Below are 13031 nucleotides of genomic sequence, written 5' to 3' on the forward strand. Positions count from 1 at the left end.
TTGTAGCCCCGGCCGCCACTCACCGGGCCGTGGCGCCACCCATGCGATGCTGTGGCCAATGAATACGGTGATCGACCCCGGGCGCTGGGAAGGCAGCGTCGCCGCGGCCCGCGCGCAGCAGCTCCAGCTGGCCGGCCGCGTGGAGCGCCAGGACCGCCTGCCCAACGACGTGCGCTGGCTGGCCGGGCTGGATGTGGGCTTTGAGGACAACGGTGCCACCACCCGCGCCGCAGCGGTCCTGCTGGATGCGAAGACATTGCAGCCCGTGGCGCAGGAAATAGCGCGCATTCCCACGGTGATGCCGTACATTCCCGGCCTGCTCAGCTTCCGCGAGCTGCCAGCGTTGTTGGCCGCGCTGGCACTGCTGCCGCGGGCGCCGGATCTGGTGTTCGTCGATGGCCACGGCATCAGCCATCCGCGCAGACTGGGCGTGGCCGCGCATCTGGGCGTGGTCACCGACCTGCCGAGCATCGGCGTGGCCAAGTCGAAACTGGTGGGCCGGTTCGTCGAACCAGGTGCCGAAGCAGGCGCGCATACGCCATTGATGGACGGTGACGAGCAGCTCGGCTGGGTGCTGCGCAGCAAGGTGCGCTGCAAGCCGCTGTTCGTGGCCGGCGGCCATCGGGTCAGTGCCGATACCGCGCTGGACTGGGTGCAGCGCACCCTGCGCGGTTACCGGCTGCCGGAGCCGACCCGGCTGGCGGATCGGCTGGCCTCGCGACGGGACGAATGACCGCACCGGGCATTCCCCGGTGCGGCTTTCATTTTCATTCAATGATGCACGTGGCCGCGATGGCCCTGTGCGTCCTCGCCGTGGTCGTGCCCCTCATGGCCCTCATGCTCGCCGCCCTTCACCGGCGCCGGCTCACCACAGGCTTCGCCGCAGTGGTCCGCTTCAAGCTGCAGTGTCACGTGCTCGATGCCGAAGTCATCGTGCAGGCGCCCGCTCAGCTCACGGCGCAGCGCATCGGCATCGGTGCCGTCGCGCATCACGACATGCGCGGTCAGCGCCGGCGTGCTGGAGGCCAGCGCCCACACGTGCAGGTCATGCACGTCCATTACCGCGGCATGGCTGGACAGGCTGTCGCGCACCTTGGCCACGTCCATGCCCTTGGGCACGCCTTCCAGCAGCACGTTGATCGCCTCGCGCATCAGCACCCAGGTGCGCGGCAATACCCACAGGCCGATCAGCACCGCCAGGATCGGATCGATCGGCTTCCAGCCGGTGAAGTGGATCAGCACCGCACCGGCAATCACCGCCACCGAGCCGAGCATGTCCGCCCATACTTCCAGGTAGGCGCCCTTCACGTTGAGGCTCTCGCCGCTGCCGGCCTGCAGCAGGCGCATCGAGATCAGGTTGATGACCAGGCCGGCCGAGGCGATCACCAGCATGCCGGTGGAGGCGATCTCCTGCGGCTTGCTGAAGCGCCCGACGGCTTCCCACAGGATGTAGCCGGCAACCACGAACAGCATCGCGCCGTTGATCATCGCGCCCAGCGCTTCCAGGCGCGCATAGCCGTAGGTGCGGCGCGCATCCGGCGGGCGCCGGCTCAGCCGCACCGCGACCAGCGCGATCATCAGGGCCAGCGCGTCGGTGGCCATGTGTGCTGCGTCGGACAACAGCGCCAGGCTGTTGGTCCAGAACGCGCCCACCACTTCGACGAGGAGGAAGGTGGAGGTCAGGCCGAGCGCCCACCACAGGGGTTTCTCGTGGCGGATCTCGGATGGCAGGTGATCGTGGTCGTGGCCCATGGCAACAGCTCCTTTGCGATGGAGGCAGGCTACGCCGGCGGCCGTGGGGAAACTATCACGGTGTTTATAACATTGCAGACTGCACGTCGCGGCTCGCCGCAGCTTGCGCCCGTGCCGGGCCACACTATGATGACCACATCCCCTCTGGATGGGGAACGGGCAGCCAGACCGCTTCGGCGTTGCGGCCCGCAATGGACACCCAAGCACAAGGAATCCGGAACATGTGGACTACCAAGACCCCCTGGGTCGCCGTCGCCGTGGCCTGCGCGCTGGGCACGGCCGCAAGCGCCTCGGCCAAGACCTGCCAGCAGAATTTCCAGGCGGTAGGCGATCCCCGCAATGGCCAGTTCTTCACCTCCGAAGTCACCCTCCCCGGCCTGAAGCCCCGCAGCGCCCTGGGCCAGCTGCGCAAGGCAGCGCTTGATGAGGGCAACAACTTCGTCAGCGGAGATGTCATCACCGAGACCGAAGGCCAGATGTACGTGCTGCAGACCGACACCAAGATGCCGCTGGTCAGCATCATCACCGCCTCCAATGGCGGCAACGTGGTGGTTGGCACCAAGCTGTCACGCGGGCAGACCGCCAAGGAAGAGGACGCACGCAGCGCGCTGTGTGGCTGGCTGGACAAGCTCAAGACCGGCCCGGAAGGCGAGGCGATCGCAGAAGCCGTGCGTGTCTCCAGCGGTTTCGACAAGCCGATCCAGGCCACTGCGGTCGGCATGTCCACCGAAATGGGCAAGGACGCCAAGCGGCTGCAGCGGGAAATCAACACCGCACCGCTCAGGGCACTGTTCTCCGGCACCAGCACCCCGCCGGATACCGATGCGATGTACCAGCCGTTGCTCGTCAAGTATTTCGGCCGTCGTTTCATCATCGATGGCCAGGTCTACACCGCCCAGCCCAACCGCTTTGCCAAGACCTTCGAGGTGGGCTATCTGGTCACCAAGATGAAGGGCATCGGTGGCATCGGCGGGCGCCAGTCGAACGACGACAACAACGCCAACTTCACCGTGCACTGTGCGCTCGCGCCGGATCAGATGGCGCTGGGCGCCACCCTGCGCGAGAACGACTGGGTGAAACTGGAAGGCGTGGTCGACAAGATGGACACCGGTGGCGTCCACCTGCGCGATTGCCGGCAGGTGAAGTAGCCTTCAGGCTGCGCCGGGGAACGCCCCGGCGCAGGCCTCATCGGGTCAGAACCCGAAGCGCAGGCTGGCCCAGTACGCGCGGCCCGGCTCGTTGTAGGTCGCCGCGCCGGCATCGCTGCTGTTGGCCTCGCGGAACAGGCGCTTGTCGGCCAGGTTGTTCACGCCGAAGCCGAAGCTGACCGTCTCGGTCACCTTGTAGCGCGCGCTCACGCCCCAGATGTTGTACGCACCGCGATCCTGCAGTGCGATCGATGGGTCACAGCTGCCGGTGCAGCGCGGATCATTGTTGATGTTGGTGGTGGCCGGCTTCTGCTTGCCGTAGAACGTGCCGGTCAGCAGCAGCGACAGCTTGTCGGTGGCCTGCCAGTCCAGCATCGTGTTGACGGTGTACTTCGGAATCACCGACAGCGGCTGGCCGGTGCGCTTGTTCTCGTTCTCCACCATGTAGGTGAAGTTGTTGCTCCACTTCAGGCGGTTGCCCTGCTCGCCCAGCAGCGGGATCACCAGGTTGCCTTCCAGCCCCTGCACGATCGCCTTCGGCGCGTTCTCCCAGCGGAAGATCCGGCCCCTGGTGTCGGCAGTCAGGCCGATCTGGGTGTAGCCGGCCTGGATCTTGTCCTTGTAGTCGTTATGGAAGTACGTCAACGAGGCCTGCCAGCCGCTCTGCGGTGCCCACTCGATGCCGAGTTCCTTGTTCAGGCTGGTTTCCGCCTTCAGGTCCGCATTGCCGCGCATGTAGCAGCCGGCGCCCAGGCTCGGCAGTGCATTCGGGCAGCCATTGCCACGGGTGTAATACAGATAGTCCGGATTCGACTGGTACAGGTTCGGCGCCTTGAACGCCCGGGCGATGCCGCCCTTCACCACCCAGTCGCCGTTGATGCGGAACTGCGCGTTGAGGCTGGGGCTGGTGTTGTTGCCGAACTGGCTGTGGTGGTCGAAGCGCAGGCCCGGGGTAACGATCCAGCGCTCACCCAGGTAGATGTTGTCTTCGACGAACACGGCGGTGGTCTGCGCATCGGCCTTGCCCCGCGCACGATCGCCCGACAGCCCCGGGATGCCGCCGCCGCTGCTGCTGGACTGGCTCATCGAGTACGGGTCGGTCAGGCGGCTGTCCAGGTATTCAAAGCCAAGCGTCCAGATGTTCTCGGCACCACCCAGCGTGGTCGGGAAGCTCACTTCGCCGTCCAACTGGTAGTTGCGCAGTCGCGAGGTCGACCAGTCGGTGCCGTTGAAGCTGCCTTCCGGGCCACCGGCCAGGCCTTCGTTGATGCGTGAGTTGTTCACCGCCTCCACCGCAGCTGTCACCCGCGAGGTCACGTCGCCCCAGCGGCCACGATGGGTGATCGCGCCGGTGTTGCGGTACATGCGGTTGGTCTCCGCTTCGCCCTCGGCCAGTGCCGCCAGGTCAACGCCGGTCGAGGTACCGGTGGTGCTGACCGCGCGATCACCAGCGTAGATGTTGCCCTGGCGGCTGGTGCCGGCTTCGAACTCCACCACCTGGTTGGCGGTCACGTCCCAGCGCAGCAGCGCGTTGACATCGCGGTTCTTGACGCCCTCGCGGCCGGCCGGCGGCACCGCGTTGGGGTTGGTAGCGTACTGGCGGTTGAGCTCCAGCGAGTCCGCGTCGGTCTTGTTGAGATTGCCGTACAGGCGGAACGACAGGGTGTCGGTCATCGGCCCACTCAGCTGCAGGCCGACGCGTTCGCTGCCACCTTCGGCGCTGTGTTCGGGCACCAGCCCATACAGGTCCACCGCACCGGTCAGGTCGCCGGTCGGGCGCTTGGTGATGATGTTGACCACGCCGCCGGAGGCACCGGAGCCATAGCGTGCCGCCGCCGGGCCGCGCAGCACTTCGATGCGCTCGATCATTTCCGCCGGCACCCAGTTGGTGTCACCGCGGGTATTGCGCTCGCCGCTGCGCCCCATGCGCACGGCATCGCGTGCGCCGATGCGCTTGCCATCGACCAGGATCAGGGTGTTTTCCGGGCCCATGCCACGCAGGTCGATCTGGCGGTTGTTGCCGTACTGGCCCGAGGCGCTGTTGCCGGTCAGGTTGACGCCCGGCATGGTCCGCAACAGCTCGGCGATGTCGTTGGCTGGCGGCCGCCGGGCGATATCCTCGGCGGTGATGGTCGAGGTACCCAGTGCCTGGCGCGCGATCTGCGAGGCGGTGACGTGCACCGTGTCGATATCGGTGGCGTCGGTTTCGGCCTGGGCGGTCAGGGCGCTGCCCGCCAGCAGGGCGGCGACGGCAAGCGCCAGCGGGCGCGGTGAATGGACAACGGCAGGAGACATGATCAGGACCTTCTGGCAGGGCTGCGGGGCCTCTGGCAAAGGGCTTGAGGCAACGACGAGGGGGGAGGCGGAGCCGTCCTGCAGGCACCTGCAGCCCGCTCCGTGCGCGCATTCTCCCATCAATGCGAGTGATTCTCAAATGCGTTCACTCATTGCCGCAGCGGCGTCGATGTGCTTTGCGCACCGTGCAAGCCTGCACCGCGCGTAAACTGGCCGGCTACCCCGCCATCAACCGTATGCCGCCGCGGCCGATACCCGTGGTTTGCCGTACGCAGTCAGAGATCGACGTGGAACCACCCCAACTGGACGATGCCAGCCAGCCGCTGGCCGAGGCCTGGCAGCAATGCCTGCTACAGGCCGGCCCTGCCGCCACCGCGCTGCTCAAGGCCGCTGCCACCGATGCCCCACCCGCGCTGGCCCAGCGCTTTTACGAAGTGCTGCTGCAGGACGGGCGCGCACGCCGCTTCCTGTCCCACGACCAGGTCAAGCAGCGCCTGCAGCCGGCCATGCAGCGCTGGCTGGTACAGCTGCTGACCACCGACGCCGCTGGCATCGCCACCACGGTCGCCTCGCAGCGGGTGATCGGCGACGTACACGCACGGGTCGGCATCCCGGTCGACCTGGTCACCCGCGGTGCGCGCGTGCTCAAGCACGAGCTGTTCGTGCGCCTGCGCGACGACGCGCCCGACAGCGCGACCGCGTTCGCCGCCATCGCCTGCCTCAGCGCGATCATGGACATCGCCATGGAAGGCATGACCCTGGCCTACACCCATGCGCGCGAGCGCTCCACCCGTGCCGACGCCGCCTACCGGCTGTTCTCGCTGGTACAGAACGTCGGTACCGAACGCGAGCGCCAGCGCGCATTGCTGCTGGACTGGGAGAACGCCCTGCTCTACGCACTCGCCGGCCACGTGCAGGCCAGCGACAACGCCAGCCTGGCCACCTCGGAGTTCGGCCTGTGGTTCACCCACAAGGGCATCCCCAGCTTCGGCGAAAGCAGCGAAACGCAGCAGGTGGGCCAGTTGATGGCCCGCATTGACGGCCACCTGCAGCGCGCGAGTGGCGATGCTCCGGCGCAGCGACTGGCGGTGCTGCCGGCCATCCGCGAGGACCTGGCCGCCATCCGCACCCTGATGACGCTGCTGTTCGAGCGCATCGGCGAACTGGATGCCGGCAGCGACGCGCTGACCAACCTGCTCAACCGCCGCTTCCTGCCCACCGTGCTGCGCAGGGAAATCGAGCTGGCCACGCGCAACCGCACACCGTTCTCGCTGCTGCTGCTCGACCTGGATCATTTCAAGGCAATCAACGACGGCCATGGCCACGATGCCGGCGACCGTGCGTTGCAGCACGTGGCCGGCCTGCTCGGCCAGCTCACGCGTGGCAGCGACTACCTGTTCCGCTATGGCGGCGAAGAATTCGTGGTGGTGCTGGTGGCGGCCAGCGAATCACAGGCGACCGTGATCGCCGAGAGCCTGCGCCGGCAGATCGCGCAATCGCCCGTTGCGCTGGCCAATGGCCAGGTGCTGGAGCTGACCGCCAGCATCGGCGTGGCCGGTCACGATGGTCATCCGGACTACGAGCGGTTGATGGCACGTGCCGACGCCGCGATGTACGAGGCCAAGCGCAGCGGCCGCAACCGCGTGGTGGTCGCCAGCGCGGACCTGCAGGAAGCCCCAGGGCGGCGTGCACTGCAGCGATGACGGCAGGACAGGTAGAGTCGACCGCTGGTCGACTATCGCGCGCAGCGCGGGATTTTTCGCCGTCGGAACGAAGAGCAGTCGACTAACAGTCGACTCTACCGGTTTGCGCGCCAGCCGATGCATTGAACGCCACCACCCGCCATGCTCCCCACCACAGCAGCGCCAGCAACGCGATGCCAGCCCCCAGCAGGCACACAGCGGGCCAGCCATGCCGCACCTGCATCCAGGGCCCCGCCGCCGCTCCCGCACCGCTGCCCACCGCATAGAACAGCATGTACAACGCCACCAGGCGCCCATGCTGTTCTGCCGGTGCACGCAGCAACGATGCCTGGTTCGAGACATGCAGTGCCTGGCCGCCCAGGTCGAGCACGACCACACCCAGCAACAGCAAGGACAGCGAATGCGGCAGGCCCAGCAGCGGCCACCACGCGACCAGCATCAACAACAGCGCGCCGAGGCTGACCCGATGCGCGAAACCACGGTCCATCCAGTGTCCGACCCGCGCCGCCATCAGCGCACCGACCACGCCGGCCAGGCCGAGCGCGCCGATGGCTGCGGTTGACCAGTGCAGCGGCGGTGCCGACAGCGGCAAGGGTGCCGCCGCCCAGAACACATTGAGGCCGGCAAACAGCAGCAATGCCAGCGGCCCGCGCTCGCGCAGCGTTCGATCGCGGCGCAGCATGCCCAGCATCGAGCCCAGCAGCTCGCGCCAGCGTGGAGGGACCGACGGCACCGGTACTGCGGGCAGGCGCCGCCACAGCAGCGCCGCCAACGCTGCCATCACCACCGCTGACAGCAGGTAGACCCTCTGCCAGCCAAAGGCCGCCGCCACCGTACCGGACACCACGCGCGCCAGCAGCAGGCCGATGAACACGCCGCCCTGCACCACACCGACCAAGCGACCGCGCTGCTCGGGCGGTGCCAGCATGGCGGTATAGGCAATCAGGCCCTGGGTCAGCGCGGTGCCCAGCAAGCCTGCCAGCAGCATGCCCGACAACAGCCAGCTCGCCGTGCGTGACGCCGCCAGCCACAACAGGGCCAGCACCAGCGCGATCAACTGCAGCCGCAGCAGGCGTCGCCGGTCGCCGCGGTCTGCCAGCGGCAGCAGGCCAAGCAATGCCAGCACGCTGCCGGCCTGGGTGGCAGCCAGCACTGCGCCGGCCACCGCCCGGTCCAGCGCAAAGGCGCGTGCAAGCTGATCCAGCAGCGGCTGCGCGTAGTAGACGTTGGCGACGCTGGCGCCGGCGGCAGCCGCAAGCAGGACCAGCAGCGGGCGGGGAAGCGATGTGGCACTCATCATATGGTTGCAATTTGAAACCAGATGCAGGCTATCGCCATTGGTTTTAAACTGCAACCACATTCGGAGATGCCCAGCATGCACGCCGACAGCCCCTGCCCTGTAGCCCGCAGTGCCGACCTGCTCGGTGACCGCTGGGCATTGCTGGTGATCCGCGACGCGTTCGACGGCATCACCCGCTTCGGTGATTTCCAGCGCAGCCTCGGCGCGGCGCGCAACATCCTCAGCGACCGCCTGCGCCGGCTGGTCGAGGCCGGCATCCTGCAGCTGCAGCCAGCCTCCGATGGATCGGCCTACCAGGAGTACGTGCTCACCGCCGCAGGCCTGGAACTGTTCCCGCTGCTGGTCGCACTGCGCCAGTGGGGAGAGCGCCATCGCTTCGGTGCAGGCGAAGCCCATTCGCAGCTGATCGAATTGGCGACGCGGCGGCCGCTGCCCTACATGCAGCCGCGCGGGCGCGATGGCCAGCCGCTTCAGCCCACTGCCACCCGCGTGCGCAAGCTCAAGGGCGACGGGCGCGACACCTGATCCGCCCATTCGCGCACACCGACGGACGCCCGCGCCGGTTAGCATCGGATGTTTCCGCCGCTGGATGCCGCCGATGTCGCGCTGTCGCCCTTCCCTGCTGACCGCCCTGCTGTTGCCGCTGCTGGCCTGCGCCACAGCAACCACGCAGGCCCGTGAGGTTGCCGCGCCCGCCGACCACGAGCAGGCCGATGGCCCCTATGTGTTCCGCCAGGGCAACCAGCTGCAGGCCAGTTGGATCTGCGACGACAAGGTCGAGTCGCACACACTTGCCACGCAGGCCGCAGGCGCCGACATCGCCCCGCGTTGCGGCTACGAACACAGCGTGCACGTGGCCGCCCCGAATGCTCCGTCGGTCTCCGTGCTGCCGGCCGTGCCGCGCATCGTGGCGCTGTCCGACATCCACGGCCAGTACGGGCTGCTGGTGCGCCTGCTGCGTGCCCACAAGGTCATCGACGCACAGGACCGCTGGGCGCTGGGCAAGGACACCCTGGTCATCGCCGGCGATGTGTTCGACCGCGGCCCGCAGGTAACCGAAGCCTTCTGGCTGCTGTACGGCCTGCAGCAGCAGGCGGCCGCCGCCGGCGGCGCAGTGCACTTCGTGCTCGGCAATCACGAAACCATGGTGCTGTACGACGACCTGCGCTACGTCAACCCGAAGTACCTGCGCAGCGCCCAGCTGCTCGGCCGCAGCTACCCGCAACTGTATGGCGCCGACTCGGTGATCGGCCAGTGGCTGCGCACCCGCCCGGTGCTGCTGAAGATCGGCGATACCCTGTTCCTGCACGGCGGCATCTCGCCCGAGGCGGTGCAGCTGGCACTGGACCCGGCACGCACCAACGCGGCCTATCAGGCCTCGCTGGGCCTGCCCAAGGCCGAAGTGAAGGCCGACCCGGCTACCGCACCGCTGTATGACGGCAAGACCAGCCCGATCTGGTACCGCGGCTACTTCGATGGCCGCCTCGACACCGCAGGAGTGCAGAAGGTGCTCGACCGCCTGCAGCTCGCGCGCATCGTGGTCGGCCACACTTCGATGCCGCACGTCAGCAGCTTCCATGGCGACCGCGTGATCGCCATCGACAGCAGCATCAAGAACGGCGAGAACGGCGAACTGCTGTTCATCGAGGGTGGCAAGCTCAGCCGTGGCCTGCTGGATGGTTCGCGGGTGCCGCTGGCGCTCGGTGAGCCGGGCCTGCAGGACTGAATGGAGAGACAGCGCGACGGTGCCGGGAGGTGCCGGCGCGCTCCACCTGCAGCCGGTTTGCGGCTACCCTCGGCAGCCGAGAGGCCCACCCCGTCCATCCGGTGGGCCTGACCGTTACAGGAGCCCCGCGCATGCGCGTTCTGATTGCTGAAGACGACCCGGATATCGCCTCCGGCCTGTGCGCCTCGCTGCGCCGGCAGGGGCACGTGGTCGACCACGTCGACAACGGTGCGCACGCCGATGCTGCACTGGGCTCGACGCAGTACGCGCTGCTGGTACTGGACCTGGGGCTGCCGCAGCTGGATGGCCGCGACGTGCTGCAGCGCCTGCGCCAGCGCGGTGATGGCCTCGCAGTGCTGGTGGTGACCGCCCGTGACGGCCTGGCCGAGCGCGTGCGTGTGCTCGACCTGGGTGCCGATGACTACCTGGTCAAGCCGTTCGCGCTGGACGAGTTCGAAGCGCGCGTGCGCGCCCAGCTGCGCCGGGTCACCAGCAATGGCAACCCGGACCTGCGCATCGGCCGCCTTCGCATCGACCTGGCCGGGCATCGGGTGTGGATCGATGACCAGTCGCTGGAACTGACCGCACGCGAGTTCGGCCTGCTGTCGGCACTGGCAGTGCGCGCCGAGCGCATCGTGTCACGCGCGCAGTTGGTGGAAGCGCTGTGCGACTGGGGCCAGGACCTGACCGACAACGGCCTGGACATCGCCCTGCACCGCCTGCGCCGCAAGCTGCAGCCCGGCGGCATGGGCATCCGCACCGTGCGCGGGCTGGGCTACATGCTGGAAGACGCGCAGGACGACAGCACCCCGTGATCAGTGGACCGCCCAGCCTGCGCCGGCGCCTGCTCGCCTTCCTGGCGCTGCCGATGCTGGGCCTGCTCACCTTCAACACGATCCTGGCCTACTACGTTGCGCTGGACTATTCCAACCGCATCCACGACCGCAACCTGATCGACGACACGCATTCGTTCGCGCAGATGCTGAGCACCATGCCGGTGACCAGCGACCTGTCTCCGCAGGCGCGCTTCCTGATCGAGTACGACCCCGACGGCCATCGTTACTTCAACGTCGACAGCAGCCGCATGGGTACGCTCAGCGGCAATGCCGACTTCAGCCCGTATGCCCCTTCTCAGGACTGCACCGGCGTGCATCCGGCCCTGTACGACGGCAACCTCAATGGCCAGCAGGTGCGCATGGCCACGGTCTGCACGCAGGCGATGAACGATCCGCAGGACCAGCTGGCGGTGACGGTGGCCGAGAGCATGGCCGACCGCCGACAGCGTGCGCGCGAGATCCTGATGATCATCATCCCGCTGATGACCATGCTGGCGCTGGGCACTGCCGCGCTGGTCTGGTTCGGCGTGACCTACGGCCTGCGCATCCTGACCCCGCTGAGGACCCGCCTGGCGCAGCGCCGCGGCGAACTGGCACCGATCTCCGATGCCGACGTGCCGGAGGAGATCCAGCCACTGATCAGCACCATCGACGATCTGTTTGCCCGCCAGGCGGAAATGATCACCCTGCAGAACCGCTTCATCGCCGATGCCGCGCACCAGCTGCGTTCGCCGCTGGCGGGCATGGCCCTGCACGTGGACCAGGCGCTGGCACACGGTGACCCCGATACGGTGCGCGAGGCACTGCAGCACATCCGCCGGCTCAACCAGCGCACGGCCCGGGTCAGCACCCAGCTGCTGGCGCTGAGCCGGGCGCAGACCGTGCCCGATACCGTGGAGGCACTGGATCTGTGCGAGCTGGTGCCGCAGTGGGTCGGCACGCGCGTTCCGGAGGCGATCCGTGATGGAATCGACCTGGGCTACCGCGGCAGCCCCCATCCGCTGCGTGTACTCGGCAACGGCGCCATGCTGCAGGAAGCGCTGGACAACCTGATCGACAACGCCCTGCGTTATGCCGGCCGCAATGCGACCGTCACGGTCGGCGTGCACGCGCTGGACGACAATGATGTCGAACTGTATGTGGAAGACAACGGCCCCGGCGTGCCCGACGATGTGATGCCACGGCTGGGCGAGCGCTTCTTCCGGGCACCGGGCACCGCTGCCAGCGGCACCGGCCTCGGCCTGGCCATCGCGCACGAGGCGGTGGAGCACTTCGGCGGCCGCCTGAGCTTCCTGAACCGGCCCGGTGGCGGACTGAAGGTCGCCATCACACTGCCGCTGCTGAAGGCGCCCTGACCCGGCCCGGGGCGCTGAAAGGCTGGCGAAAATCGCGCTTGCGATCCTGCCATCCCCACTTCCGTCCCGGAGCCGCCAGGTGACCGAATCGCACGACTTCTTCCTCCCCGGTGGCCCCCAGGGCGTGCTGCTGGTCCATGGCCTGACCGGCACCCCGGCGGAAATGCGCATGCTGGGCAAAGGGCTGAACAACGCCGGTTTCACCGTGCACGGCGTGCAGCTGCCCGGCCATTGCGGCACCGTGGATGACCTGCTGGCGACCACCTGGGAACAGTGGTACCAGGGCGTGGAAGATGCGGCGGCCGCCCTGCGCGGCAAGGTCGACCAGCTGTTCGTGGGTGGACTGTCGATGGGCGCGGTACTTTCGCTGGCGTTGGCGGCACGTCGCCCGGAGTGGGTGTCCGGCGTGGGCGTGTACGGCGCCACTTTCCGTTACGACGGCTGGAACATTCCCGCCGTGGCCCGCTTCTCGTTCCTGCTGCCGTGGTTCAAGCGCTTCAACATCGGCCGCGACCGCATGTTCATGGAAGAACCGCCGTACGGCCTGCGCGACGAGCGCCTGCGCGCGCAGGTCAGCGCCGCCATGCTGTCCGGCGACAGCGCCGCCGCCGGCCTGCCGGGCAATCCCTGGCATGCGCTGGCCGAGATGCGTGCGCTGAGCAACTGGACCCGCCGCCACCTGCACCAGGTCACCGCACCGTGCCTGGTGATGCACGCCCGCGAAGACGATGTGGCCAGCATGGGCAACGCTGAGCTGGTGATGTCGCGGGTCAGCGGCCCGAAGGAACTGGTGGTGCTGGAAGACAGCTACCACATGATCACCATCGATCGCGAACGCCGCGATGTGATCCGTCGCAGCGCGCGCTTTTTCACCGAGATCGGTGAACGCACGGGCGTGCTCAAGGCGGTGGCCTGA

The 13031-nt window shown here is 67.9% G+C and carries 11 protein-coding genes; 8 read left to right on the plus strand and 3 right to left on the minus strand.

The features are described 5' to 3' along the window. Positions 1-58: 58 nt before the first annotated feature. Entirely contained in the window at positions 59-733 is a 675-nt protein-coding gene (nfi, locus tag AC5P5R_RS00435) for a deoxyribonuclease V (protein ID WP_049397958.1), read from the plus strand. Positions 734-771: 38 nt separating this feature from the next. Here the strand turns inward: nfi and AC5P5R_RS00440 are convergent, their stop codons facing one another. Next, positions 772-1752, minus strand: a complete 981-nt coding sequence (locus AC5P5R_RS00440; protein WP_164225464.1) for a cation diffusion facilitator family transporter — start codon at positions 1750-1752, stop codon at positions 772-774. Positions 1753-1973: 221 nt separating this feature from the next. Here AC5P5R_RS00440 and AC5P5R_RS00445 point away from each other — a divergent pair, with 221 nt between their 5' ends. Further along, entirely contained in the window at positions 1974-2900 is a 927-nt protein-coding gene (locus AC5P5R_RS00445) for a hypothetical protein (protein WP_005408676.1), read from the plus strand. Positions 2901-2945: 45 nt separating this feature from the next. On the opposite strand, the gene AC5P5R_RS00450 is transcribed toward AC5P5R_RS00445, so the two are convergent. Next, positions 2946-5195, minus strand: coding sequence for a TonB-dependent siderophore receptor (locus AC5P5R_RS00450; RefSeq protein WP_049397963.1), 2250 nt, complete (start codon positions 5193-5195; stop codon positions 2946-2948). Positions 5196-5482: 287 nt separating this feature from the next. On the opposite strand from AC5P5R_RS00450, the gene AC5P5R_RS00455 reads away from it, so the two are divergent. After that, positions 5483-6898: a GGDEF domain-containing protein gene (locus tag AC5P5R_RS00455; protein ID WP_100438057.1), complete on the plus strand. Its 1416-nt coding sequence runs from the start codon at positions 5483-5485 to the stop codon at positions 6896-6898. 82 nt (positions 6899-6980) lie between these two features. Here AC5P5R_RS00455 and AC5P5R_RS00460 read toward each other — a convergent pair whose 3' ends face one another. Further along, positions 6981-8198 carry an MFS transporter gene (locus tag AC5P5R_RS00460; RefSeq protein WP_423164505.1) on the minus strand — a complete coding sequence of 406 codons (1218 nt, stop codon included), beginning with the start codon at positions 8196-8198 and terminating at the stop codon, positions 6981-6983. 75 nt (positions 8199-8273) lie between these two features. On the opposite strand from AC5P5R_RS00460, the gene AC5P5R_RS00465 reads away from it, so the two are divergent. The 5 genes from AC5P5R_RS00465 (at position 8274) to AC5P5R_RS00485 (ending at position 13031) form a co-directional block, all read left to right on the plus strand. Beyond that, positions 8274-8723, plus strand: a complete 450-nt coding sequence (locus tag AC5P5R_RS00465; RefSeq protein ID WP_062606841.1) for a winged helix-turn-helix transcriptional regulator — start codon at positions 8274-8276, stop codon at positions 8721-8723. Positions 8724-8796: 73 nt separating this feature from the next. After that, a complete protein-coding gene (locus tag AC5P5R_RS00470; RefSeq protein ID WP_138927391.1) occupies positions 8797-9924 on the plus strand; it encodes a metallophosphoesterase in 1128 nt (375 codons plus the stop codon). A gap of 131 nt (positions 9925-10055) precedes the next feature. Beyond that, positions 10056-10739 carry a response regulator gene (locus tag AC5P5R_RS00475; protein WP_005408670.1) on the plus strand — a complete coding sequence of 228 codons (684 nt, stop codon included), beginning with the start codon at positions 10056-10058 and terminating at the stop codon, positions 10737-10739. Next, the gene (locus tag AC5P5R_RS00480) at positions 10736-12115 is read left to right on the plus strand and encodes a sensor histidine kinase (RefSeq protein WP_049446810.1); all 1380 of its coding nucleotides are present in this window, start codon (positions 10736-10738) and stop codon (positions 12113-12115) included. The genes AC5P5R_RS00475 and AC5P5R_RS00480 overlap by 4 nt, the downstream gene beginning before the upstream one ends. 79 nt (positions 12116-12194) lie before the next feature. Next, positions 12195-13031 carry an alpha/beta hydrolase gene (locus AC5P5R_RS00485; RefSeq protein ID WP_005412675.1) on the plus strand — a complete coding sequence of 279 codons (837 nt, stop codon included), beginning with the start codon at positions 12195-12197 and terminating at the stop codon, positions 13029-13031.

This window comes from Stenotrophomonas sp. YJH_SMC_19 (assembly GCF_059367915.1).